Genomic DNA, 23877 nt, shown 5'->3' with positions numbered 1-23877 from the left:
GACGTGGATAAAACAGAAATCGAGAAGGCACCTCGCGGGCGAAACGCTCGTCCACGCGCACGCGTTGCACACGAGTCACCGAGCAGCACAATGAATCCCTCACGGAGTTGCAACTGCGTTTGCTGCCGTGATGACCCACAGGCCGGCGCTCCAAATCTGCGCCACTCGACTGCGGATTTTTTCGGTACGATACCAAATCCCGGCGTGTACCCGAATCTACCGAAATTTGTGTACGGCGCGAAATATTCGGCAAATAATTGATTTTCAAGGGTTTTGATCCGTTGGCGAAAAGCTCTTCGGAATCAAGAACTTTGATCAGGTGGGCCTAAGTGGATCGAAATCACATTCGCAATGCGAAGGTCGGGAGTTCGATCCTCCTCCGCCCAACAGAATCCGAAGGGCTCGGTCGCAAGACCGAGCCTTTTTGTTTTCTGCGGGGTTGCCGGTTTGTCGGCTAGTCGCAATCCGCGCGCCGCTCGCGGTATCAATCACTGGCACCCGCCTCGCTGCGCGCCGATGCAGCCCACCATCCCGCCTGCGCCGGGGCCCCCGCCATCACCCCCGCCCGAAACTCGGCCGCTTCGGATCGTACGTCCACCCCGGCACCAGATAACGCATCGCCATCGCGTCATCGCGCGCCGTACCACCAACCTCCCGATAAAGCGCATGCGCGGCCTCGACCTGCGCCATGTCGAGCTCGATCCCGAGCCCCGGCCGCTCGGGCACGGCCACCTGGCCGCCGACGATCTCGAGCGGTTCACGCGTGAGCCGCGCATCACCTTCCTGCCAGATCCAGTGCGTGTCGATCGCGGTGATCGTGCCGGGCGCCGCCGCGGCCGCATGCGTGAACATCGCGAGCGACACGTCGAAATGGTTGTTCGAGTGCGAGCCCCACGTGAGCCCCCAGTCGCGGCACAGCTGCGCGAGCCGCACCGAGCCCTGCATCGTCCAGAAGTGCGGATCGGCGAGCGGGATGTCGACGGCCTGCAGCCGCACCGCATGATCCATCTGCCGCCAGTCGGTCGCGATCATGTTGGTCGCCGTCGGGATGCCGGTCGCGCGGCGGAATTCGGCCATCACTTCGCGTCCCGAATAACCGCCTTCCGGCCCGCACGGATCTTCCGCATACGCGAGCAGGTGGCCTTGCCCACGGCACAGTGCGATCGCTTCGTCGAGCGACCACGCGCCGTTCGGGTCCAGCGTCGCACGCGCGTCGGGAAAGCGCGCCTTGATCGCCGCGATCGCTTCCATCTCGTCCGCACCGGCCATCACGCCGCCCTTCAGCTTGAAATCGACGAAGCCGTAGCGCTCGACCGCAGCCTCCGCCTGCTGCGCGATCGCGGCCGGCGTGAGCGCGGCTTCATTGCGCAGCCGGAACCACGGATCGGTTGCACGCGTCTCGTCGCGATACGGCAGGTCGGTGCGGCGCCGCTCGCCGATATAGAACAGGTACGCGAGCATCGGCACCGCGTCGCGCTGCTGGCCTTCGCCGAGCAGCGCCGCGACCGGCACGTCGAGATGCTGGCCGAGCAGGTCGAGCAGCGCGGCCTCGATCGCGGTGATCACGTTGTCGAGCCGCAGGTTGATCTCGTGCGGCTGGCGCAGCACGGCCGCTTCGCCGGCCGACGTCACCTCGTGCCGGATCGTGCGTCCCGCACCCGCCCCGGCGCCGGATAGCGCCGCGCGCACCGTGTTGAGCGTCGCCTGGTAACGCCCGATCGACTGGCCGACCACGAGGTCGGTCATCCGTTCGAGCGCCTGGCGGATGCCTTCGCCGCCGGGCACTTCGCCGACGCCCGTGTGGCCGCTGCTGTCGTCGAGGATCACGAGGTTGCGCGTGAAATACGGCGCGTGCGCGCCACACAGGTTCAGCAGCATGCTGTCGCGGCCGGCGACGGGGATGACCTGCATGCGCGTGACGCGCGGCGTGCCGGCACGGCGGGATTCGGACATCGGTGGGCTCCTGGTTCCGTTGATGCGCAGGCCGCCGGACACGCCGGCGTGGCCCGCGCTGTTCAGTTCAGCTCGACGCGGCGAATTTCGCCGACGACGAACAGATAGCAGATCACGGCGACGAGCGCGTGCGCGACGACGTACACCAGCGCGCCGTTGAACGAGCCGCTGCGGTCGACGATATAGCCGATCGCGATCGGCGTCGTGATGCTGGAGAGATTGCCGCAGGTGTTGAGCAGCGCGCCGCTCAGGCCGGCGATCTGGCGCGGCGCGGTGTCGGCGTTGACGGCCCAGCCGAGCGCGCCGAGCCCCTTGCCGAAGAACGACAGCGCCATGAACAGCACGACGAGCACGTGCGAGTCGGTGTAGTTGCAGACGATCATCGACATCGACAGCAACATGCCGATCACGATCGGCACCTTGCGCGCGACCGACAGCGACTGGCCCTGCTTGAGCAGCGCGTCGGACACGATGCCGCCGAGAATCCCGCCGAGAAAGCCGCACACGGCCGGGATCGACGCGACGAGCCCCGCGTTGAGGATCGACATCCCGCGCGCCTGCACGAGATAGACGGGAAACCACGTGATGAAGAAGTAGGTGAGCGCGTTGATGCAGTACTGCGCGACGTACACGCCGACGAGCATCCGGTTTCTCAGCAGCGCCTTCACGTGATGCATCGACGGGCCGCCGTCGCGCGCGCCGGTCGCCTGGTCGATGTTGACGAGCGCACCGCCTTCGGCGAGGTAGTCGAGTTCCGCGCGGTTGATGCGCGGGTGCACCTTCGGGTCGTACATCGTGCGGTTCCACACCAGCACGAACGCGAAGCCGAGCACACCCATCACCGCGAACACCGATTGCCAGCCGAACGCGTGCACGAGCCAGCCCATCAGCGGCGCGAACACGACGGTCGCCGCGTATTGCGCGGCGTTGAAGATCGCCGACGCGGTGCCGCGCTCCGAGGCCGGGAACCAGGTGGACACGATCCGGCTGTTGGCCGGGAATGACGGCGCCTCGGCCGCGCCGACCAGGAAGCGCAGCCCGAACAGCAGCGCGAACGCGGCCGCGCCGCTGAAGAAGCCGATGCCGCCCTGCAGCAGCGTGAACAGCGACCAGAAGAAGATGCTGAACGCATAGACGATGCGCGACCCGAAGCGGTCGAGCAGCCAGCCGCCCGGCAGCTGCGCGACGACGTACGACCAGCCGAACGCCGAGAAGATGAAGCCCATCTGCACGTGGCTCAGGTGCATCGCGCGGGCGAGGGCGGGGCCCGCGATCGCGATCGCGGCGCGATCCGCGTAGTTGACCGTCGTGACCGCGAACAGCACGGTCAGCACGAGCCAGCGCACGCGGGTGCGCTGGGCCGTTGCCGACGCGGACGCCGGCAATGCGTGAAGCGGATTCATGACTGTCTCCTCCGAAGGGCGGAAGGTGCCGTCGTGCGGCTGCGCGTTATATGCGCGCGTTTTTTCGTGGTGACGTTGCCGGCCGGAGGCCGGACGCCGATGCCCCGGGACGGGGCGTCCGGATCATTCTGTCATGTCGAAATTTGCGCTTTCATGCCAATTGCTGACTTGATCGATTCAGGATTTGAATCGATCGAGTGCACCGAGGCATCATGTTTTTACCCGGGTGATATTGACAATCAATTTATACCCGGATAAAAATGATGCCGCTGCGATTCATGCCCACGGGCAAACCACGATGACTCTTTCCACGCTTTTCCCTTCCTACACGGCATTTGACGGCCACCGCCGCGTCGCGTCGGGCCCGCTCGCGACGGTGGCGGTAGCGGTGCAGCAGGCGTCCGGCGACCCGATGTCCGGCACGATCGTGATCTTCGACGACGCGACCGGCCGCGCGATCGACCTCGACCTGCGCGGCACGGCGGACGAGGTCCGCATGCGTTACGCGGCTGCACCGGCCGATGCGCCGGCGCCCACCGCCGAGCCGGCCGGTGCGGGCGCGGGTGAACAACGCGGCCGCGGCCGCCCGAAGCTCGGCGTCGTGTCGCGCGAAGTCACGTTGCTGCCGCGTCACTGGGACTGGCTCGCCGCGCAGCCGGGTGGCGCGTCCGTCGCGCTGCGCAAGCTCGTCGAGGACGCGCGGCGCACGCATGCGGCGGCCGACCGGCGTCGCGACGCGCAGACGCGGGCCTATCACTTCATGTCGGCGATCGCGGGTGACCTGCCGGGTTTCGAGGAAGCCGCGCGTGCGCTGTATGCGAACGACCTTGAGCGAATGGCCGAACTGATCGCCGGCTGGCCGGACGACGTGCGCGACCATGCGCTCGCGCTGGCACGCGGCGATCTGCCGCCGTCGACCGAAGACTGCTGACGGAGCGCCGCTGCGATGACCGGATTCGATCTGAACCGCGGCGCGATCGCGCCGGTCGCCGACGAGGTCGATCTCGTCGACCTGCGCGTGACGGGCACGATCCCGCCCGAACTCGCCGGCACGCTGCTGCGCAACGGCCCGAATCCGCCGGGCGGCCGTTTCGAAGGCAATGACGTGTTGTCGTGGTGGCCGGAAGCGGCGATGCTGCACGCGATCGCATTCGAAAACGGCCGCGCGACCGGCTACCGGAACCGCTGGGCGCGCACGCAGCGCTGGGCCGCCGTGCATGCACCGGCGCAGGTGTCGCACCTGCCCGACACGAATCCGAACGTGAACGTGCTGCAGCACGCGGGCGAATTGCTCGCGTTGGCCGAGGGCGGCGCACCGCTCGCGATCACGGCGGCGCTCGACACGCTCGGTGCGCCCGCGCGGCACGCGGCGTTCGGCGGTGCGATGACCGCGCATCCGAAGATCGATCCGGTGACGGGCGAACTGATCCTGTTTCGCGCGGACTGGCGCGAACCCTGGCTGCGCTACGGCGTCGCGGACGCGCACGGCGTGCAGCGCGTCGACCTCGTCGTCGACGTGCATGCGCCGTCGATGATGCACGACCTCGCGATCACCGAAACCCGCAGCCTGCTGCTCGACCTGAACGTCGGCTACGACTTCGCGATGCTGAAGCAGGGGCACCGGATGCCGCTGCGCTGGCACGACGACCGCGACGCGCGGATCGGCGTGATGCCGCGCCACGGCGGCGATGTGCGCTGGTTCGGCATCGAGCCGTGCTTCATCCAGCACGTCGTGAACGCGTACGACTGCGATGAATCGTGCATCGTGCTCGATGCGGTCCGCTATCCGTGGTTCTTGCGGCTCGATGCGCGCACTGGCCGCTTTGCCGACAACCCGGTCGGCGAGCTGTGGCGCTACGTGATCGATACCGCGAACGGTCTGGTCGACGAAGGGCCGCTCGCCGACGGCGGTATCGAGCTGCCGCGCGTCAACGAAAGCCGCACGGGGCGCCGCTACCGGTACCTGTATGCGGTCGAGCAGCCGAACCCAGCCGACATGCGCGGCGTGACGCGCTTCGACCACGTGCACGGCACGACGACCCGTTATGCGGTGCCGGCCGGCGACCAGAACGGCGAGCCGGTGTTCGTGCCGCGCCCGGGCGGCACCGACGAGGACGACGGCTGGCTGCTGGTGGTGGTCTACCGCGCGGCGACGGATACGAGCGACGTCGTGATCCTCGATGCGCGCGCGATCGATGCGGTGCCCGTCGCGACGGTACACCTGCCGCGTCGCGTGCCGGCCGGGTTTCACGGCGCGTGGGTGCCGCGCGAGCGCTGACAGTGAGCAGCCGCGCGCGTCACTGCGCGCGCAGCGCGTCGACGATGTTCAGGCGCGCGGCGCGCATCGCCGGCAGGAACCCGCCGACGAGCCCCATCACGAGCGAGAACAGCAGCGTCTTCACGACGATCGCGGGCGTCAGCACGAAACGGAACGACAGGTCGGAGAAGGTCTGGAAGTTGGTCGTCGAGAACGACGCGAACGCCATCAGCGACGCGCATGCGAGCCCCGCGACGCCGCCGACGAAGCCGAGCAGCAGTGCTTCCAGCAGGAACGCGGCGAGCACGTTCATGCGCTTGAAGCCGAGCGCGCGCAGCGTGCCGATCTCGGCGGTGCGGTTCGAGACCGACGCATACATCGTGATCATCGCGCCGATCATCGCGGCGATCGAGAAGATCGTCGACAGCGTGATGCCGAGGATGTTGATGAAGGTCGACAGGGCCTTCGACTGGTCGCCGTAAAACGTCTGCTCCCGTTTCGCTTCATCCGTCAGGCGCGGGTCGACGTCGATGTCGGCCTTGAAGCGCGCGAAGCCGTCGGCGCTCGGGATGCGCAGCACCATCGACGAGTAGCTGGTGCGCCGGAACGACTGCATCAGCTGGTCGACGTCGCCCCAGATCTCCGAATCGAAGCCGCTGCCGCCGGCGTCGAACACGCCGACGACGGTCCAGTCGCGCTGCGCGAAATGCAGGCTGTCGCCGAGCTGCGTGCCGCTGAAGCCTTTCGCGATCGCGCTGCCGACGATGATCTCCGACGAACCCGGCGCGAACGTGCGGCCGGCCACGAGCTTCACGCGCGGCCGCAGCGCGAGGCCGGCTGGCGACACGCCGCGGATCACGACGTTCGACGGCTTGCCGGTCGACGTCTTCACGAGCGAGATCAGCACGACGGCTTCCTTCGACACCAGCGGCCGGCCGTCGGGGCCGAGCGCGACGGCCGGATGCATCTCGAGCGCATTGGCCTGCTGGTGGTCGATCGAACTCTGGATCTCGGTTTCGGCGCCTTTGCGGATCACCACGGCGTTGTCGGGTTCGCCGGTCGACACGAGCGTCTGCGTGAGTCCCGCATCGAGCATCTGCACCGTCGCGAACACGAAGATCACGAGCGCCATCCCGCCCGCGGTGAGCGCGGTGGTGAGCCGGCGGGTCCACAGGTTGCGTGCGATGTAAGTGAGAGGAATCGCCATGCGCCTACCCGATCGCCCGCAGGCCTTCGACCACGCGAACGCGCGCGGCCTGCCATGCCGGCACGAGCGCGGCCGCGAGGCCGACCGCGACCGAGCACGCGGCCTGCAGCGCCATCGTCTCGGCCGACACCTTGAACACCGGGAAGATGCCGCCGGCAGCCTGCTTGAAGAGGATCGCGGCCGGCGGCGTCGCGAGCATTGCGAGCCCGCCGCCGACCACCGCGATCACGACCGATTCGCCGAACACGATCAGCGCGAGAAAGCCGGGGCCGAAGCCGAGTGCCTTCAGCGTCGCATATTCGGCGGTCCGCTCGCGCGCGCTCATCGCCATCGCGTTCGCCATCACGGCCATGATGATCAGGATCACCACGTACGACACGACACGGATTGCCGCGATGATCTGGTTCGACATCGCGACGAAGCCGAGCTGGAACGCCTGCTCGGTCTCGGTCAGCGTTTCGGCGAGCGAGTTCTTGAACACCGCGTCGACGTTGCGCGCGATCGCGGCGCCGTCGTCCGGATTCGCGACGCCGAGCACGAACACGCCGACCTGGTCGGCCTGCTTCGGCGTGCGCTTGCGCACCGTCTCGTTCAGGTAGTCCCAGTGAAATACCAGCTGGCGCGTGATCGTCGAGTCGTCGCGGCCGTCGAGAATGCCGCGCACGACGAAATCCCACGTGCCCGGATAGATCGTGCCTTTCAGCGGGATCACGTCGCCGATCTTGAAGCCGAACTGCGTCGCGAGCTGGCGCCCGACGAGGCAGCCGCGGCGGTCGCGATCGTAGTCGGCACGCTGCTGCGCGGGGAGGATGAATTCGGGATACAGGTCGAGGTAGTTCTCCGACACCGCGAAGCTCGCGAAGAAGTTCTTCGGATCGCGGTACACGCCGCCGAACCAGTTCGAGCGGACTACGGCCGTCACGCCGTCGACGCCGCGGATCCGGTTCTCGTAGCTGACCGGCAGCGGGAACACGAGCGAGATCGCGTTGCGCGTGACGAGCCGGCCGCTCGACGCGGCGGCCGCGCCCGCGTACCACGCGTCGACGACGGTATGCAGCAGCCCGAACGCCAGCACCGCGATGGTCAGCCCGAGCACGGTCAGCAGCGTGCGCAGCCGGTGCCGCAGTGCATTGCGCGCGATCAGCTTCAGCACGTACATTGCGCGCGCTCCCGTCCGTCAGACGGCGTGCCCATCGATCAGCTCCCCTTTTTCCAGATGCACGAGCGACTGCGCGGCGCCGGCCGCGTGCGCATCGTGGGTCACCATGATGATCGTCTTGCCGAGCTCGGTATTCATCCGCTGCAGCATCGCGAGCACGTCGGTGGCCGACGCGCGGTCGAGGTCGCCGGTCGGCTCGTCGGCGACGATCAGCACCGGATCGGTGATCAACGCGCGCGCGATCGCGACGCGCTGCTGCTGGCCGCCCGACAGCTCGGACGGGTAATGACTCATCCGGTCGCCGAGGTTCACCATGTCGAGCACCAGCTCGACGCGCTCGCGCCGTTCGCGGCGCGACAGGTGCGTGAGCATCAGCGGCAGCTCGACGTTCTCGAACGCGGTCAGCACCGGCATCAGGTTGTAGAACTGGAAGATGAAGCCGACGTTCGCCGCGCGCCATTCGGCCAGCTGCGCCTCCTCGAGCCGCGTGATGTCGAGGCCGCCCACGCGCAGCTCGCCGCTGTCGGGCCGGTCGATACCGGCGACGAGATTGAGCAGCGTGCTCTTGCCGGAACCCGACGGCCCCATCAGCGCGACGAAGTCGCCTTCGCCGATGTCGAGCGTGATGTCGGTCAGCACCGGCACGACCTGGTTGCCGCGCCGGTACGACTTCGCGACGTGACTGATCTCGACGAGGGGCGGCGAGGCGTCGTTCATGCGCGCCACGCTACTTCTTCGCGACGGTCACTTTCGCGCCGTCCTTCAGCTTCGCGCCCGGCGCGAGCACGACCGTATCGCCGGGCTTCACGCCGCGGATCGCGACGAGTTCGCCGATCCGCGCGCCTTGGGTCACCGCCGCCGCATGCACGGTGTCGTCCTTCACGACGAACACGACCGGCCGGCCGTCGCGCTCGACCACGGCGCTTGCCTGTACGGCCGTCACCGGCTGCCGGTCCTGCGGCGACGCGGGTTTCGACAGGAATGCGATCTTCGCGCTCATGTCGGGCAGCACGCGCTCGTCGCGCTCGACGAAGCGCACCTTCACGAGCACCGTCGCCTTCGAGCGGTCGACGGTCGGCACGATGCGCGACACACGGCCCGCGAAGCGCATGTCGGGCAGTGCGTCGAGCTGGACCTCGCACGGCTCGTCCGCGCGGATCTTCGCGATGTTCGATTCCGCGACGTCGGCCTCGACCTCGAGCGTGTCCATGTCGGCGATCGTCACGACCGCGCCCTTGCTGTCCGACGCGGATGAGAACGGCGTGATGTTGTCGCCGACGTTCGCGTGCTTCGCGAGCACGATCCCGTCGAACGGTGCGCGAATCACCGTCTGGTCGACCGCGACCTGCGCGGCTTGCGCATTCGCTTCGGCGGACGTGATTGCGGCCTGGTCGCTGCCGACCGTCGCACGCGCCTTGTTCACGCGGGCGGTGTCGGTGTCGAGTTGCGCGGCCGGCACCGCGCCCTTCGGCGCGAGCACGGCGGTGCGGCGCAGCGCGATCTCCGCGTCCTTCAGTTCCGCCTGCGCGACGCCCAGGTTGGCGCGGGAGACCTGCACCTGTGCGCGGGCCTGCGCGAGCGACGCTTCCACGTCGCGGCTTTCGAGCCGCGCGATGATCTCGTCCTTCTTCACGCGCGTGCCTTCGAGTACGCCGAGCCATTCGACGCGACCCTGGCCCTTCGACGCGACCGCGGCCTTGCGCTGCGGCACGACGTAGCCGGTCGCGTTGAGCTGGGTGTCGTTCTGGTACGGGTAGGCGGACGTGACGGAAGTCGTGTCGACCGTCGGCCGGCGGGTGAGCGCGAACGCGGCGACGAGCGCGAGGATCACGAGTACGGCGGCGGCCGCATAGCGGACCCACCGGCGTCGGCGTGGCGCGGGCGCGATCGGACGCCGGTCGATTTTCAGTTTGTCCAGATTGTGGTCGGGCAATTTGGGCGCCTCGCGACGGCGGCGGTCTTGTGACCGGCCGCGATCCGGTTGGAACGGAAGGAGGCCAGTATAGCGTTGCCGCGGCGGGCGCGAGAGCGGGTTTGTCGGACGATTGACGCAGGTCCCGGCGGCGCGTCGAGCGGGCCGGAAGCCCGCGCCCCCGGGGAAACCCGAGGATGCAGGCAACGTGTCAACTTGACGCGCGTGCGATGCGTTATGGAGCCAGTGCATCAGTATTTGCCGAGGCGGAAAAGGCGAGAGCCGACCCGCCCGGCGGCGACCGGCAACCCGGCGCGACTGATGTTCCGATGCGGATGCCTCGCATCTTTTACCGGTACGTTTGACTTTTTCTCCGCTAAAGGAAGAACAATGAAGAAGACGCTCGCTTCGATCATGACCGCAGCATTCGCTCTCGCATCGGTTTCGGCATTCGCACAGGCGTCCGCGCCGGCAGCCGACACGTCGGCCGCGGCACCGGCACCGGCCAAGAAGGATCACAGCAAGCCGAAGCACCAGCTGAAGCACCACGGTTCGGTAAAGGGCAAGGCGAAGGCCGCAGCCGCTTCGGCAGCCGGCACGAACGACTCGGGCGCAGCAAACTAAGCCCGCTTCGCCGGGGCCGGCATGGCCGGCCGTCCGTCACGAAACCCCGCACGCTTCGGCCTGCGGGGTTTTGTTTTTTCAGGTGTCCGCCGCGTCCGGCGCACCGGGCGGCGGCGCGCGCATCGCGTCGACCACCGCGCGCATGCGCCGCCAGTGCGACCCTTCCCAGAACACGCGCCGGCACACGTCGCACGCGGCGAAACGCCGGTGCCGCTGGCGGACGCCGGCCGGCACGCGCGGCGCGGCGTCCGCCGCATCGAGTGCGTGCAGCGGTGCGTTACAGCGCAGGCACAGCCGGAACGGCCGCATGTGCGGTGCGAGGTCGAGCCGTGCGAACAGCTCGCGCAGCTGCGCGTCCGGCTGCTGTGCGTGCAGGTAACAGCCGCGCACGACCGCGCGGCGTTTCAACAGCTCGCGGTCGCGGGTCAGCACGATCCGGCCTTCGCGCGCGGCGAGCGCGACGAGTTCATCGTCGCGATAGTGGTTGTCGTAGCAGGTGTCGAAGCCGGCGAGGCGCAGCAATTGCGCGAGGCCGCCGAGGTGCGCGTCGGCCACGAAGCGCCAGCGGTCCGGTTGCGGCAGCGGCGATGCGGCTGCCCGCTGCGGGCGTTGCGGATGGATGTCGACGCGGTCGCCGTCGCCGAGCGGCCGGTCGAGGGTGGCCGGCTCGCCGTTCACGTAGAGCCGGCCGATTTCCGTATGCGGAACCCCGAGCGCCTCGACCGCGTGCTTGACCGTCGCATCGCGCGCAAACACGTGCGCGAACGCGCACTCGCGCTGCGCGCGTGCGAGAAACGCATTCAGTTCGCCGTGGAAACGGAAGGTCGCGGTCGCCATCCGCGCAGTATCGCACCGCGCGCGGCCGGTCGCGGAGGCTGCAGGCCGCCGCCATCTGTGTTTAACTCCCCGCTTCACGGGTCGAAGGAGCGGGAAATGGATCTCGGATTTATCGGGCTGGGCGAAATGGGGCAGGCGATCGCGACGAACCTGCTGAAGGCGGGGCATGCCGTGCGGGTCTGGAACCGGTCGCGCGAGCGCGCCGAGCCGCTCGCCGCGTTGGGCGCGCAGATCGTCGATACACCGGCCGATGCGTTTCGCGGCGATGCCGTGTTCTCGATGCTTGCCGACGATGCGGCCGCGCGCGAAGTATTCGACGACGCGCTGCTTGCTCAGGCGCCGCGCGGCCTGATCCACGTGAACATGGCGACGGTGTCGGTCGCGCTTGCCGAATCGCTCGCGCACGCACACGCGTCGCGCGGCCTTCAGTATGTCGCCGCGCCCGTGATGGGACGCCCGGACGTCGCGGCCGCCGCGCGCCTGACGATCATGGCCGGCGGCCCGGCCGAGGCGATCGACCGCGTGCAGCCGCTGTTCGACGCGATCGGCCAGAAGACCTGGCGGTTCGGCTCGCTGCCGCAGCACGCGAACGTCGCGAAGATCGCGGCGAATTTCACGCTCGCGTCGGCGATCGAGACGCTCGGCGAGGCGTCCGCGCTGCTCGGCGCGCACGGCGTCGCGATGCGCGATTTCCTCGACGTGATCACGAACAGCGTGTTTCCGGGGCCGGTCTACGAAGGCTACGGCGGGATGATCGCCGAGCGCAGCTACGAACCCGCGCGTTTCAAGGCGCGACTCGGGCTGAAAGACGTGCGGCTCGCGCTGCAGGCCGGCGATGCGGTGTCGGTGCCGCTGCCGGTGGCGAGCGTCGTGCGCGACAGCCTGCTCGATGCGCTCGCGCACGGCGGCGGCGAACAGGACTTCGCGGTGCTCGGCGAAGTCGCGCTGCGCCGCGCGGGCCGCTGAGCCGGCGCGGGACAGACACGCCGCGCACGCGGCATAATCGACATTTCGTTTCTCTTTCGGTCGGGGCGGTCATGAACCTGCATACGTGGTGGCTTTTCGTGGCGACGGTGTTCGTCGTGTCGGCGATTCCGGGTCCGAACATGCTGCTCGTGATGACGCACGGCGCGCGGCACGGGCTGCGCCGCTCGTCGGCGACGATGGCCGGCTGCCTGAGTGCGCTGGTGCTGATGCTGGCGGTGTCCGCAGCGGGGCTCGGGGCGGTCCTCGAGGCCTGGCCGGCGATGTTCGATGCGTTGCGCTTTGCGGGTGCCGCCTACCTGATCTATCTCGGCGTGAAGGCGTGGCGCGCGCGCGTCGACGACGCGCCGGCCGCCGACGTCGATGCAATGCTGCAGGGCGCCTCGGCATCGCGCGGGGCGCTGTTCCGCAATGGCTTCCTCGTCGCGGGCAGCAACCCGAAGGCGATCCTGTTCGCGGCCGCGCTGCTGCCGCAGTTCATCAACGCGTCCGAGCCGACGCTGCCGCAGTTCGGCATCCTCGTCGTCACGTTCGCGGTGATCGAGGTGAGCTGGTATCTCGTCTACGCGTCGTTCGGCACGCGCATCGGCGCGACGCTGAAGAGCCAGAGCGTCGCGAAGGTCTTCAACCGGCTGACGGGCGGTATTTTCGTCGGCTTCGGCGCGATGATGGCGCTGGTCCGTCACTGATTTCGGTCCGCGTTGCCTGCCGGACGCCCCGCACCTCGTCAGAGGGCGGGGCGTTCTCCTATCCGGGCCCGCGTCACGCGCGCGGCCGAGTTCAGCAGGTTGATTCCGCGACGGCCGATCGTCTGGTCGACGATCACGCCCGCGTCGAGCAATGCCGCGCCGGCATCGGCATCGCACCGGCGAACGCGCTGGCGCGCAGCGCGCATCGCGATGCATTGCGGGGGAAGGGTGGGGGTTGGAAACCCGGATCAACGTGTGGATCGTGCACGGCAGCGCTGCTGCGCGACGCACTGGGAGATGTGTTCAACCGTGAGAACAACAGGGGGTCAGATTCCATCTAGTAATCTAGAGTGCTCGTTCAAGGGAAAATCCTTATTTTCTCTACGGAAATGTTGCAATGCGGAAACTGATTCGCTATAGTTACACCTGTCTCCTCCATGTCTCCTCTGATATGGATTCAGCCCGCCTCTTAGGCGGGCTTTTTTTTGCCCGCGATTTTGCCGCGGGCCATCCATTCGTCCTTCGTCCCGTTCCCTTCCCCGACGTCAGAACTTGTAGGTCATTCCGACATAGCTGATGATCGGATCGGCCTTCAGGTCCGATTTCGACTCGGAGAGCACCGTGCCGTCGGCCGCCTTGATCGTCACCGTCGACGTCGTCTTCAGCGGGATGTAGGTCACCGACGCGATCAGCCCGAAATGCTCGGTCATGTTGTACTGCAGGCCCGCGTTGAACACCGGCTGCCATGACGACGACGCCTTCGCTTCCACCGATGTCGTACCCGGCTTGCCCGCGCCCGCCGCGAGAATCGCGCCGAGGTTGTCCTGCGTCTGCTTGATGAAGTTCGTGTTGAGCTGCAGGTCGCTGAACCAGTTGTACGACACGCCGAGGCCGAGGAACGGCCGGAATTTCGCGGTCGCCTGCCCGAAGTAGTACTGCAGCAGCACCGCCGGGCTCCACTGCCGCACGCTCTTCACGATCGGGTTCACCGATGCGAGCCCGATGTTCTGCGTGCCGAGCGCGCCGGCAGGTCCCGGTGGCTTGATCGTGCCCTGGCCCGACACCTTGAACACCGGTGGCACGCCGGCCACCGACGTGACCGCGATGTGGTCGGTCAGGAAGTGGCTGACCGTCAGGCCGACCGTATCCGCGCCGCTCGTACGCAGCCCCGTGCCCGGCGACGTGAACGACGGCGGCAGCCGCAGCGGCGTGTTGATCGGCGTCGGCGCGACGTTGGTCGTCATCGGCGTGCTGCTCTGCTGCGGCATCACGTGGAACCAGCCGAGCGTGACGACGTTGCTGCCGGCGCTCTGCGCGTGCGCCGCGAGCGGCGCCAGGGTGGCGGCGCCGGCCGCCGCGCAGAGAAGGGTCTTCTTCATCACGGCTTGTCTCCGCTTACTGGACGAACGCGCCGATCGTGAAATACGGCGTCGAACCCGCGTTGTCGAGGAAACCGAACACGCCACCCGTGAAGATGAACTTGCCGGTCGGCGACGTGCTGCCCGAACCCGTATGGATCGTCGTGACCGTGCCCGGCACCTTCTGCGTGTAGTCCAGGTCGAGCGCGGTCGCGAGCGAGGCCTGCGACGGCTGGAACGGATCGAGCAGCGTCGCCTGGTTGTTGATCAGCGCGGTGGTCCGGTAGTCGAACTGGCTGTCGACGCCGATGTACTCGCCGTTCTGCGAGCCGGCCGCGATGGCGGTCTGCGGTGCGAGGATCGAGATACTCGATTCGTCGTCGGCGGTCAGGCCCGGCACGCCGTTGCTGTCCGGCGTCGGGTTCGGGTTCGCGACACCCGTGCGCACGAGGATCGGCACCAGCTGGTTGCGCAGCTTGCCGACGATCATGAAGCCCTTGCCCTGCGGCGTCGCCGACAGCGTCGGCTTCAGCTGGCTCGCATAGTTGTTCGACTGGAACGCACCGCTGCCGTCGGCCGACTGCACGAAGTTCGTGCCCTGCTGCGTGCACGCGCCGCCGGCGAACTGGCCGGTCGAGTCGCACTTGGTCCAGGTGCCGTCCGCGTTGATCGTCACCTTCGCGTCGATCGACGCCGGCGCGAAGTTCTGCGACGGCACTTCGCCGAAGCCGACGTGGCTGTACGTGCCCGCGACCTTCGTGATGTCGGTTTCGATCGACGAGAAGCCGATGAACGGGTAGTACGGGAATTTCGTGTCGGGCACGGCAGCCTGGCCGAGCACGCCGCCGAACTGGATCTCCTTGCCGGGGATCGTGCCGCCCGCGACGCCGAAGCCGACGAAGATGCGCGCCGGACGCGACGCATCGAGGCTTGCGCCGTTCAGGCGGAACGCGCACTGGTTGAGTTTGTTGGTCGGCAGCAGCGTTTCCTGCGTGAGCGTGCCGCTGTCCACGGTGCCTGCGCGCGTCGGTGTGACGGTGCCGGTCGTTTGCGGCACCGGCGATTCGACATAGGTGACCTGCCAGGTCATCTTGGTCGTGTCGAGCTGGACCTTGGCCAGTTCGCCGCTGCCCGCACCGCCCGTAAACACGGTGCTGTAGTCGAGCGATGCCGGGCACAGCCGGTCTTCGACGAGCGGAGGCGGATTGTCGCCGCCACCGCCGCATGCGGAAAGAAGGGGGGCGGCAAGGGCCGCCGCCAGAATGAGGTTGCGCTTCATGTTGCTCCTCCGGATTTGTCTTGTCAGGCGGCCGGCTCCCTGTCGACCGCTTCTGTTGTTCGTGCCGTGCTGCCCGCGTCGTGCCGGACGCCGTCGTTTCGTGCCTTCCCTGCATCCCGCGGCGGCGAACCGCTCGCCGCCGCGTCCCCGCTCGTTACTTGCTGATCTGCGCGCCCACGCCGAAGTACGGTGCCGACGACGTGCTCGAGTTCGCCGACGTCGACGTGACGCCGCCGTTCACCGTGCCCTGGATCAGCGCCGCATACAGGCCGCCCGTCGCGATCACCACGCCCGATGCGGACGAGTAGGTCGCACCGCTCGCCGGCGTTGTCGTCGTGTTCAGCAGGCCCGGTGTTCCCTGGCCGTAGTCGAGCGTGAAGGCGTCTTCCTCGGCTTGCGTGGTCGGGTTGATGAACGACGCGTTGCTGCCGCGGATCAGTGCTGCCGTGTACTTGAAGTTCGAATCCGCGCCCGCGTAGCCGCCGTCGATCGCGCCCGACTGGATTGCGCTCGCCACGCCGAGCACCGCGATGCCCGATTCATCGTCGACCTGCGCGTCGGTATGCAGCGGCGGCGTGCCGAGATTCACATTGCCCGTGCGCACGACCACCGGAACGGTCGCGCCGTTCAACTGGCCGATCACCATGTGCGCGGTCGCCGACTTGCCGGTCGCGCCGACGATCGGCAGCGACGTCTGCGGCAGGATCTGCGGTGCCTTCGTGCTGTCGAGGTAGCCGCCCGCCGCGTTCACCGTCCACGGATTGCCGGTCGTCTGGCAGCCGCCGGCATTCGTCGACGTGCATGCGCCGTTCGCATCGAACGTCTCGCTCGAATTCGTGCCCTTGGTCGCGTAATTGCCCGACGGCACGAGGTGGTAGATCAGCGCGTTGTAGGTGCCCGGCAGCTTCGAGAGATCGGTCGTCGTGTTCGCAAAGCCGAGGAACGGATAGAAGTCGAAGTGGCGGTTCGGCACCTGGCCGACGTTCTGGATCACGCCCGGGACGATCGTCAGCCCGTCGTACTGCACCGTCGCGCCGGGGATGCCGCCGCCCGCGACACCCATGCCGACCAGCAGCATCGGCGGGTTCGCCTGGTTGAAGTCGGCGGCCGTCGAATAGGTCGAGCCGTTCGGTGCCGTGCCCGAACCCGGCGTGAGGACGAAGGCGCAGCGCGTCTGTTCCGCGGTCGGCAGCGTGCCGGTCGGCGGGTGGGCGACCTTGCCGGTGATCGTGGTGCCAGCGCGGCTCGGCGTGACCGTGCCGGTCACGAGCGGAATCGGCGATTCGAGCCACTTGAGCGTGTACGTCATCGCGACCGCGTCGATGTTGACGCTGACGATCTCGCCGCTACCGGCGCCGCCGAGGTACGTGCTCTTCACGATGTCGGCATCGGCCGGGCACAGCGCGCCGTTGACGGGCTGCGACGGCGGCGGCCCTTGCGTGCCGCAGCTCGATCCGGAACATTGGGGGGCGTCGATCGGCGCGGGCGAGCCGCCGTCTCCACCACCACAGGCAATCAGGAAAGGTGCGATGGCAAAGGCCGTTGCCACCCCCTTCGATAAGGCGTGCGACATGCCGCTGTCTCCAGTCGTTTAATTGTGCGAGCTAATGTCGCTGCCCGGATTTTTGCTGTCAATTGATGAACTCGTCTAAAAAAGGCGATTGAAACAAAAGGCGAGTCATGAATCCTTGCGGATTGGGGCTTTCAGTAAGAATTAAAACGGACGGAGGGTGGTAGAGTGCTGCTGAAGTGGGGCGGATGCCACGCGCGTTCGGCTCTCGCGGCCCTCCCGCGTATAACGGTAGTGTTTAAAGCGGCGGTATCCGGTTTATCCCTATTCGGGATTGACTGGAGAAAAAAGGGCGAAATTAATTAACGGCTAATCGCGCAACGGAAAGCTTGTAAATATTTGTAAATGCGTTATCCGGATTTTATATATTGCCTGATGCGGATAAATAAAAAGCCGGCCAGCGGCCGGCTTTGCATCGCGTGCAAGCGGGATCAGCGCTTGAGGCCCGTATCCTCGGCGGCACCGATGTTGAGGTTCATGCACTGGATCGCGGCGCCCGATGCACCCTTGCCCAGGTTATCGAGGCGCGCGACCGTGACGAACCGCTCTTCGTTGCCGAACACGAACAGGTCGACACGGTTCGTGTCGTTGTTCGCCTGCACGTCGAAGAAGCCGCTGTCGAGATTCGCATCCGCGTTGAACGGCGCGACACGCACGAACGGTTCGTCCGCGTAGTATTCGGCGAACACGCGCTGCACGTCCTGCGGCGTCGCGCGTTTCGCGAGCTGTTCAGGCGAGAAGTAGGTCGTCACGGCGAGGCCCTTCAGGAACGGCCCGACGATCGGCGTGAAGATCGGCGCGTGCGCGAGGCCCGTGTGTGCGGCCATTTCCGGCAGGTGCTTGTGTGCGAGTGCGAGCGCATACGGACGCGGGCTCGCGAGCTTGCCGCCCGGCGCCGCGTTTTCGTATTCGGCGATCATCGACTTGCCGCCGCCGCTGTAGCCGGTGATCGAGTAGCTGTGCGCGGCGAAGGTCGGCGCGACGATGCCCGCGTCGACGAGCGGACGCATCGCGAGCACGAAGGCCGATGCGTGGCAGCCCGGCACGGCGATGCGCTTCGACGTGCGAATCTTCTCGCGCTGTGCGCGGGTCAGTTCCGGCAGGCCGTACGCCCAGTCGTCGTTCGTGCGGAACGCGGTGCTCGCATCGATCAGCGTCGTGTTCGGGTTCTCGACCAGCGATGCCGATTCGCGCGACGCGACGTCCGGCAGGCACAGGAACGTGACGTCCGACGCGTTGATCAGGCGGCGGCGCTCATCGACATCCTTGCGCTTCGCTTCATCGATGCGCAGGATCTCGATGTCGTTGCGCGCCGACAGGTATTCGAAGATCTTGAGGCCGGTCGTACCTTCCTGGCCGTCGACAAAAACTTTGGTGCTCATTTCGCTCTCACTGAATGAAACGGGAGCCGCGGCGCCCTGAAACCGCCATTTTAAGACGTCATCCGGCGGGCCTGCACCGCACGGGGCGAAAAAAACGGCCCGCGGGCCGTCTTATGTCCCTTTGGCGCTCGCTGGCGCGGGCGTTCGGGCGTGTTCAGCCGCGGCCGGCGACCCAACGGGCGGTCGCTTCGGCAACGCGCCGGCCGAATGCCTTTCCGGTCTCGAGGTCGCCCGGCAGCGGGCCTTCGTCGGGCGTCGCATCCGCCGGCGACTGCGCGAGCAGGCCCGTCGAGCCACCCAGGTAGTTGATGTCGTTGCGCGTGGCCGCCTTCGAGTTGGCCGGCATCAGGCTCGTGCCGACCCACACCATCCCATGCTGCATCGACAGCGTGACGAAATATTGAATTGTCGAGAACTTGTCGCCGTTCATCGTCGCGGAGTTCGTGAAGCCTGCGGCGATCTTGTCCTTCCATTTCTGCGTGAACCACGCTTTCGACGTTGCATCGGCGAATTGCTTGAACTGCGCCGATGGTCCGCCCATGTAGGTCGGCGCGCCGAAGACGATCGCGTCCGCGGCGTCGAGCGCGGCCCAGCCCGCGTCGTCGACGTCGCCGACGGCGAGCAGGCGTACGGTCGCGCCGGCGTCCTGCGCGCCCGCGTGCACGGCCTCGGCCAGTTTCTGCGTGTGACCATAGCCGCTGTGATAGACGATGACGATGTTCGACATGAAGCGTTCTCCGGAAAGGAACGGAAACGGCGGCCGCAGCGGCGCGCCGCGTCACGCGTCGCCGGCGGGCGACGCGACGGATGCGGCGTGGCGCCGCGACCGGTGACGACGAGTCTAGCAAGCCGAAATGACGGGAAAGCGCGCGGGCGCGGAGTACGTCATTTCGCGGCAGGCAACCGCCGTGCGGCGGCGCGCGATGCCCGGCGCCCGACGCTCGTTACTGCCCGTAGTTGACCGTGAGTTGCGCGGTGCCGATCGTCAGCGTGCCGATCTCGTGCTCGAACATCGGGGCGGGGCGCCCTTGCGCGACGCGCAGGTCCGTACCTTTCAGCGCATAGACGGTGATCACGTAGCGGTGCGGCTTGCCGGGCGGCGGGCAGGGTCCGCCGTAGCCGTCGATCCCGAAGTCGTTGCGTGCCTCGCTCGCGCCGATGCGCCGCAGGAAGCCCGACGCGCTCGCATCGGCCGGCAGGCTCGTGACGCTCGCCGGGATGCCGGCGACGGCCCAGTGCCACCAGCCGTGCCCCGGTGCATCGGGATCGAAGATCGTGATCGCGTAGCTGCGCGTGCCGGGCGGTGGATTGCGCCAGCTCAGCTGCGGCGACCGGTTTTCGCCCTTGCAGTCGCCGCGGTCGAACACGTTCGCGGCGCCGACGCGCCCGCCGGGCGTCAGCTCGTTGCTCGACACGGTGAACGGGCCTTCAGCCCGCGCGGGCAGGGCGGCGAACGCCGCGCAAGCGGCGGCGCCGAGAAGGGCGGCGATGAACGGAGACGGACGACCCGGGGACGCAGGCGAAGTGATCCGGCGATCCACACGCATATGGCGCTTCTCCCGTCACGTGGGCCGGGCCGATGCTCCCGGCGTTGTTGGCGTTGTGCGTTGGCCGTGCAGCTGATGGCGGCGATGGATCAAGTCTAGCATTAGGGTTCGATGAGCGATGCATGCCGTGGCCCGCGATTCGGACCGACCCTGATGCGGATCGACCGACGAAAAAAAGCCGCTCGCGATCGGGCGAGCGGCTCTTTCAGCCAGGGTGCCGGCCTGCGTGCCGGCGCGGCGTCATTCCTTCGGGGCCGTTGCACCGCCGTGCGCGGCCGACCACTCGGCCGGCGCGTGCAGGAACTTCTCGACTTCGTCGAGCGTCTTGGTCTCGAAGTAGCCCGACGCCTTCGCGACGCGCAGCACGTCCCACCACGTCGCCAGCGCGTGCAGGTCGACGTCGATGTCCTTCAGGACCGACACGCTTTCCTTGAAGATGTTGTAGTGGAACAGCACGAAGCAGTGGTTCACCGTCGCGCCCGCGGTGCGCAGCGCGTTGACGAAGTTGATCTTGCTGCGGCTGTCGGTCGTCAGGTCTTCCACCAGCAGCACGCGCGAGCCTTCTTCCAGATGACCCTCGATCTGCGCGTTGCGGCCGAAACCCTTCGGCTTTTTGCGCACGTACTGCATCGGCACCATCATGCGGTCCGCGAGCCATGCCGCGAACGGGATGCCGGCCGTCTCGCCGCCCGCCACCGAGTCGATCTGCTCGAAGCCGACGTCGCGCATGATCGTCGTTTCCGCCATTTCCATCAGCGCACGGCGCACGCGCGGATACGAGATCAGCTTGCGGCAGTCGATGTAGACGGGGCTTGCCCAGCCGGACGTGAAGATGAACGGTTTTTCGGCGTTGAAGTGCACCGCCTGCACTTCGAGCAGGATTTTGGCGGTCGTATCCGAGATCGACTGACGATCGTAGCCTGTCATGGGCATTCCTTGGGTGATGAGCGAAGAGCGGGCGCGGGCCCGGTGGCGCAGCAAGGGGAACCTGCCCGAGGGGCCGGGGTGCGATCGGCGGGCCAATCGCATCGCTGCGCGCGTAGCCGGCTATTTTACCCGATTCAGGCCGGTTTTCGGCGGAATTCGCGCAGGTTCGGCGCGCGGCTCGCCACCGGCGAAACAAACGGGGCGCGAACGGCTCGATGTTGATACCGAGGATGCGGCGCCGCACCAACGGACGTCATTTAGGGGGTGTACACTAGGCGACCCTTAGAAATCGTTCAGGACTTTGTACTTTCTTCTTGCCACTACCCGCCAAGGTTCGATGGCGTGCCGACCCGGCGCGTCGCGTGCCGTCTCGCAGTCGACCATCCCCTCGATTCAAGCAGACACGGCTGAAGGTGCTGTGTACTGAACCGTCAAAATTTCGCATGTCTCTCGCAGGTCAATCATGGACGAACAACTGAAGCAGGCCGCTCTCGCTTATCACCTGAACCCGAAACCCGGCAAGATTTCGGTCACCCCGACCAAGCCGCTGTCGAACCAGCTCGATCTGTCGCTCGCGTATTCGCCGGGCGTCGCGGCTGCGTGCGAGGCGATCCACGCCGATCCGCTCGACGCACAGAAGTACACGTCGCGCGGCAACCTCGTCGGCGTGATCACGAACGGCACGGCTGTGCTCGGCCTCGGCAACATCGGCCCGCTCGCCGCGAAGCCGGTGATGGAAGGCAAGGGCTGCCTGTTCAAGAAATTCGCGGGCATCGACGTGTTCGACATCGAACTGTCGGAGTCCGACCCCGACAAGCTCGTCGAGGCGATCGCGATGCTCGAGCCGACGCTCGGCGGCATCAACCTCGAGGACATCAAGGCGCCGGAATGCTTCTACATCGAGCAGAAGCTGCGCGAGCGCATGAAGATCCCCGTTTTCCACGATGACCAGCACGGCACCGCGATCATCGCGTCGGCCGCGATCCTGAACGGCCTGAAGGTCGTCGGCAAGAAGCTGTCGGAAGTGAAGCTCGTGTGCTCGGGCGCCGGCGCGGCAGCGATCGCGTGCCTGGACCTGCTGGTGAACCTCGGCCTGACGAAGTCGAACATCCTCGTCGCCGATTCGAAGGGCGTGATCTACGAAGGGCGCGGCAACCTCGATCCGTCGAAGCAGCGCTATGCGGCGACCACCGACGCGCGCACGCTCGCCGACGCGATCGTCGGCGCGGACGTGTTCCTCGGCTGCTCGAGCGCGGGCGTGCTGAAGCAGGACATGGTCAAGACGATGGGCGAGCGCCCGCTGATCCTGGCGCTCGCGAACCCGGAACCGGAAATCCGCCCGGAAGACGCGAAGGCCGTGCGGCCGGACGCGATCGTCGCGACCGGCCGTTCGGACTACCCGAACCAGGTCAACAACGTGCTGTGCTTCCCGTTCATCTTCCGCGGCGCGCTCGACGTCGGCGCGACGACGATCACGGAAGAAATGAAGCTCGCGTGCGTGCGCGCGATCGCCGAGCTGGCCGAGGAAACCGACCAGAGCGAGGAAGTCGCGAAGGCGTATGAAGGCCATTCGCTCGAGTTCGGGCCGGAATACCTGATCCCGAAGCCATTCGACCCGCGCCTGATCATCAAGATCGCACCGGCCGTCGCGCAAGCCGCGATGGATTCGGGCGTCGCCACGCGTCCGATCCAGGACATGGACGCCTACCGCGAGCAGCTCGGCGCGACCGTCTACCGCACCGGCATGGTGATGCGTCCGGTGTTCGCGACCGCGAAGAAGAAGCAGGCGCGCATCGTGTTCGCCGAGGGCGAGGACGAGCGCGTGCTGCGCGCCGCGCAGTTCGTGCTGCAGGAAAAGATCGCGAAGCCGATCATCGTCGGCCGCCCGTCGGTCGTCGAGATGCGCCTCGTGAAAATCGGCTCGAAGCTGAAGGCCGGCGTCGATTTCGAGATCGTGAATCCGGAAGACGACACGCGCTACCACCGCTACTGGCAGGCGTACCACGAGATCGGCGCGCGTGACGGCGTCACGCCGGAAGTCGCGAAGGCCGCGCTGCGCAAGTTCAACACGCTGATCGGCGCGATGCTCGTGCACCTGGGCGATGCCGACGGCATGATCTGCGGGATGATCGACACGTACCACACGCACCTGAAGTTCATCGAGCAGGTGCTGGGCCGTGCGAAGGGCGCCGAGCACTACGCGGCGATGAACCTGCTGATGCTGCCGGGCCGCAACCTGTTCCTGTGCGACACGTACGTGAACGAACTGCCGAGCGCGGAACAGCTCGCCGACATGACGATCCAGGCGGCCGCCGAGATCGAGCGCTTCGGCATCGCGCCGAAGGCCGCGCTGCTGTCGAACTCGAACTTCGGCAGCGCGCCGTCGGCGTCGTCGCGCCGCATGGCCGAAGCCCGCAAGCTGATCAGCGAGCGTGCGCCGAACCTCGAGGTCGATGGCGAAATGCACGGCGACGCAGCGCTGTCGGAAGCGGTCCGCAAGGCCGCGTTCCCGGGCACGACGCTGTCGGGCGAAGCGAACCTGCTGATCATGCCGAACGTCGAAGCGGCGAACATCGCGTACAACCTGCTGAAGATGGTCGGCGGCGAAGGCGTGACGGTCGGCCCGTTCCTGCTCGGCGCGGCGAAGCCGGTCCACATCCTGACGCCCGCCGCGACCGTGCGCCGGATCATCAACATGACGGCAGTCGCCGCCGCGAACGCGAACACGAAGTAAGTTCGCGCCCGCGTGTGCCGCGCTTCATGCGCGGCGCAATGAAAAACGCCACGGA

Annotated in this window: 21 protein-coding genes and 1 pseudogene; 7 read left to right on the top strand and 15 right to left on the bottom strand. The window is 67.2% G+C overall.

The window, feature by feature from the left end; genetic code table 11:
- Positions 1–555: 555 nt before the first annotated feature.
- A complete protein-coding gene (locus tag DIE15_RS24800; protein ID WP_124834591.1) occupies positions 556–1953 on the bottom strand; it encodes an enolase C-terminal domain-like protein in 1398 nt (465 codons plus the stop codon).
- A gap of 62 nt (positions 1954–2015) precedes the next feature.
- Positions 2016–3356 carry an MFS transporter gene (locus DIE15_RS24795; RefSeq protein WP_057930005.1) on the bottom strand — a complete coding sequence of 447 codons (1341 nt, stop codon included), beginning with the start codon at positions 3354–3356 and terminating at the stop codon, positions 2016–2018.
- Positions 3357–3654: 298 nt separating this feature from the next.
- Here DIE15_RS24795 and DIE15_RS24790 point away from each other — a divergent pair, with 298 nt between their 5' ends.
- Positions 3655–4287 carry a DUF2239 family protein gene (locus DIE15_RS24790; RefSeq protein ID WP_124834590.1) on the top strand — a complete coding sequence of 211 codons (633 nt, stop codon included), beginning with the start codon at positions 3655–3657 and terminating at the stop codon, positions 4285–4287.
- Positions 4288–4302: 15 nt separating this feature from the next.
- On the top strand, positions 4303–5634 hold the full coding sequence (locus DIE15_RS24785) for a carotenoid oxygenase family protein (RefSeq protein ID WP_124834589.1): 1332 nt from the start codon (positions 4303–4305) through the stop codon (positions 5632–5634).
- Positions 5635–5653: 19 nt separating this feature from the next.
- Here DIE15_RS24785 and DIE15_RS24780 read toward each other — a convergent pair whose 3' ends face one another.
- From DIE15_RS24780 to DIE15_RS24765, 4 genes are read right to left on the bottom strand one after another with little or no spacing between them, the layout of a single operon-like run.
- Positions 5654–6820, bottom strand: coding sequence for an ABC transporter permease (locus tag DIE15_RS24780; RefSeq protein WP_124834588.1), 1167 nt, complete (start codon positions 6818–6820; stop codon positions 5654–5656).
- Positions 6821–6824: 4 nt separating this feature from the next.
- Positions 6825–7979, bottom strand: coding sequence for an ABC transporter permease (locus DIE15_RS24775; protein WP_124834587.1), 1155 nt, complete (start codon positions 7977–7979; stop codon positions 6825–6827).
- 18 nt (positions 7980–7997) lie between these two features.
- Positions 7998–8696 (bottom strand): ABC transporter ATP-binding protein, encoded by a 699-nt coding sequence (locus DIE15_RS24770; RefSeq protein ID WP_057930007.1) that lies wholly within the window; start codon positions 8694–8696, stop codon positions 7998–8000.
- A 10-nt stretch (positions 8697–8706) separates the two neighbouring features.
- Positions 8707–9912, bottom strand: a complete 1206-nt coding sequence (locus tag DIE15_RS24765; protein WP_057930000.1) for an efflux RND transporter periplasmic adaptor subunit — start codon at positions 9910–9912, stop codon at positions 8707–8709.
- Positions 9913–10281: 369 nt separating this feature from the next.
- Between DIE15_RS24765 and DIE15_RS24760 the strand changes: the two genes are divergently transcribed.
- On the top strand, positions 10282–10515 hold the full coding sequence (locus DIE15_RS24760) for a hypothetical protein (RefSeq protein ID WP_057929999.1): 234 nt from the start codon (positions 10282–10284) through the stop codon (positions 10513–10515).
- A gap of 78 nt (positions 10516–10593) precedes the next feature.
- On the opposite strand, the gene DIE15_RS24755 is transcribed toward DIE15_RS24760, so the two are convergent.
- Positions 10594–11352 (bottom strand): Mut7-C RNAse domain-containing protein, encoded by a 759-nt coding sequence (locus DIE15_RS24755; protein ID WP_124834586.1) that lies wholly within the window; start codon positions 11350–11352, stop codon positions 10594–10596.
- Here DIE15_RS24755 and DIE15_RS24750 point away from each other — a divergent pair.
- A complete protein-coding gene (locus DIE15_RS24750; protein ID WP_260428327.1) occupies positions 11242–12318 on the top strand; it encodes an NAD(P)-dependent oxidoreductase in 1077 nt (358 codons plus the stop codon). The genes DIE15_RS24755 and DIE15_RS24750 overlap by 111 nt on opposite strands.
- A gap of 71 nt (positions 12319–12389) precedes the next feature.
- Positions 12390–13025, top strand: coding sequence for a LysE family translocator (locus DIE15_RS24745; RefSeq protein WP_057929996.1), 636 nt, complete (start codon positions 12390–12392; stop codon positions 13023–13025).
- Between the two features lie 38 nt (positions 13026–13063).
- Here DIE15_RS24745 and DIE15_RS37135 read toward each other — a convergent pair whose 3' ends face one another.
- The gene (locus DIE15_RS37135) at positions 13064–13231 is read right to left on the bottom strand and encodes a hypothetical protein (RefSeq protein WP_185734545.1); all 168 of its coding nucleotides are present in this window, start codon (positions 13229–13231) and stop codon (positions 13064–13066) included.
- Here DIE15_RS37135 and DIE15_RS37785 point away from each other — a divergent pair.
- Positions 13184–13366: pseudogene (locus DIE15_RS37785) on the top strand (LysR family transcriptional regulator); the annotation flags it as partial. The gene DIE15_RS37135 and the pseudogene DIE15_RS37785 sit on opposite strands and share 48 nt — an antisense overlap.
- 204 nt (positions 13367–13570) lie before the next feature.
- Here the strand turns inward: DIE15_RS37785 and DIE15_RS24735 are convergent.
- The 7 genes from DIE15_RS24735 to DIE15_RS24705 all read right to left on the bottom strand — a co-directional run bounded on the left by DIE15_RS24735 (position 13571) and on the right by DIE15_RS24705 (position 21088).
- Positions 13571–14404 (bottom strand): OmpW family protein, encoded by an 834-nt coding sequence (locus DIE15_RS24735; protein WP_057929995.1) that lies wholly within the window; start codon positions 14402–14404, stop codon positions 13571–13573.
- A 16-nt stretch (positions 14405–14420) separates the two neighbouring features.
- The gene (locus tag DIE15_RS24730; RefSeq protein WP_124834585.1) at positions 14421–15662 is read right to left on the bottom strand and encodes a DUF2957 domain-containing protein; all 1242 of its coding nucleotides are present in this window, start codon (positions 15660–15662) and stop codon (positions 14421–14423) included.
- A 154-nt stretch (positions 15663–15816) separates the two neighbouring features.
- Positions 15817–17235, bottom strand: a complete 1419-nt coding sequence (locus DIE15_RS24725) for a DUF2957 domain-containing protein (protein ID WP_124834584.1) — start codon at positions 17233–17235, stop codon at positions 15817–15819.
- Positions 17236–17663: 428 nt separating this feature from the next.
- Positions 17664–18614, bottom strand: a complete 951-nt coding sequence (gene argC / locus DIE15_RS24720; protein WP_057929992.1) for an N-acetyl-gamma-glutamyl-phosphate reductase — start codon at positions 18612–18614, stop codon at positions 17664–17666.
- 154 nt (positions 18615–18768) lie between these two features.
- Positions 18769–19341 (bottom strand): flavodoxin family protein, encoded by a 573-nt coding sequence (locus DIE15_RS24715; RefSeq protein WP_021158582.1) that lies wholly within the window; start codon positions 19339–19341, stop codon positions 18769–18771.
- Between the two features lie 217 nt (positions 19342–19558).
- On the bottom strand, positions 19559–20161 hold the full coding sequence (locus DIE15_RS24710; protein ID WP_057929991.1) for a YbhB/YbcL family Raf kinase inhibitor-like protein: 603 nt from the start codon (positions 20159–20161) through the stop codon (positions 19559–19561).
- Positions 20162–20401: 240 nt separating this feature from the next.
- Complete coding sequence (locus DIE15_RS24705; protein ID WP_006752465.1) at positions 20402–21088, bottom strand: orotate phosphoribosyltransferase; 687 nt, start codon at positions 21086–21088, stop codon at positions 20402–20404.
- A gap of 463 nt (positions 21089–21551) precedes the next feature.
- Here DIE15_RS24705 and DIE15_RS24700 point away from each other — a divergent pair, with 463 nt between their 5' ends.
- Positions 21552–23822, top strand: coding sequence for an NADP-dependent malic enzyme (locus DIE15_RS24700; RefSeq protein WP_057929990.1), 2271 nt, complete (start codon positions 21552–21554; stop codon positions 23820–23822).
- The last annotated feature ends 55 nt before the right edge of the window (positions 23823–23877 follow it).

The sequence above is a fragment of the Burkholderia sp. Bp9031 genome (genome assembly GCF_003857965.1).
GTDB lineage: Bacteria > Pseudomonadota > Gammaproteobacteria > Burkholderiales > Burkholderiaceae > Burkholderia > Burkholderia ambifaria_A.
Note: the sequence above shows the minus strand (reverse complement) of the source record. Positions and strands in the feature narration are given on the sequence as shown.

Coding starts and splice junctions, on each gene's coding strand:
- DIE15_RS24800 (WP_124834591.1), bottom strand. CDS start 1,953: ATGTCCGAATCCCGCCGTGCCGGCACGCCGCGCGTCACGCGCATGCAG.
- DIE15_RS24795 (WP_057930005.1), bottom strand. CDS start 3,356: ATGAATCCGCTTCACGCATTGCCGGCGTCCGCGTCGGCAACGGCCCAG.
- DIE15_RS24790 (WP_124834590.1), top strand. CDS start 3,655: ATGACTCTTTCCACGCTTTTCCCTTCCTACACGGCATTTGACGGCCAC.
- DIE15_RS24785 (WP_124834589.1), top strand. CDS start 4,303: ATGACCGGATTCGATCTGAACCGCGGCGCGATCGCGCCGGTCGCCGAC.
- DIE15_RS24780 (WP_124834588.1), bottom strand. CDS start 6,820: ATGGCGATTCCTCTCACTTACATCGCACGCAACCTGTGGACCCGCCGG.
- DIE15_RS24775 (WP_124834587.1), bottom strand. CDS start 7,979: ATGTACGTGCTGAAGCTGATCGCGCGCAATGCACTGCGGCACCGGCTG.
- DIE15_RS24770 (WP_057930007.1), bottom strand. CDS start 8,696: ATGAACGACGCCTCGCCGCCCCTCGTCGAGATCAGTCACGTCGCGAAG.
- DIE15_RS24760 (WP_057929999.1), top strand. CDS start 10,282: ATGAAGAAGACGCTCGCTTCGATCATGACCGCAGCATTCGCTCTCGCA.
- DIE15_RS24755 (WP_124834586.1), bottom strand. CDS start 11,352: ATGGCGACCGCGACCTTCCGTTTCCACGGCGAACTGAATGCGTTTCTC.
- DIE15_RS24745 (WP_057929996.1), top strand. CDS start 12,390: ATGAACCTGCATACGTGGTGGCTTTTCGTGGCGACGGTGTTCGTCGTG.
- DIE15_RS37135 (WP_185734545.1), bottom strand. CDS start 13,231: ATGCGCGCTGCGCGCCAGCGCGTTCGCCGGTGCGATGCCGATGCCGGC.
- DIE15_RS24735 (WP_057929995.1), bottom strand. CDS start 14,404: ATGAAGAAGACCCTTCTCTGCGCGGCGGCCGGCGCCGCCACCCTGGCG.
- DIE15_RS24730 (WP_124834585.1), bottom strand. CDS start 15,662: ATGAAGCGCAACCTCATTCTGGCGGCGGCCCTTGCCGCCCCCCTTCTT.
- DIE15_RS24725 (WP_124834584.1), bottom strand. CDS start 17,235: ATGTCGCACGCCTTATCGAAGGGGGTGGCAACGGCCTTTGCCATCGCA.
- argC (WP_057929992.1), bottom strand. CDS start 18,614: ATGAGCACCAAAGTTTTTGTCGACGGCCAGGAAGGTACGACCGGCCTC.
- DIE15_RS24715 (WP_021158582.1), bottom strand. CDS start 19,341: ATGTCGAACATCGTCATCGTCTATCACAGCGGCTATGGTCACACGCAG.
- DIE15_RS24710 (WP_057929991.1), bottom strand. CDS start 20,161: ATGCGTGTGGATCGCCGGATCACTTCGCCTGCGTCCCCGGGTCGTCCG.
- DIE15_RS24705 (WP_006752465.1), bottom strand. CDS start 21,088: ATGACAGGCTACGATCGTCAGTCGATCTCGGATACGACCGCCAAAATC.
- DIE15_RS24700 (WP_057929990.1), top strand. CDS start 21,552: ATGGACGAACAACTGAAGCAGGCCGCTCTCGCTTATCACCTGAACCCG.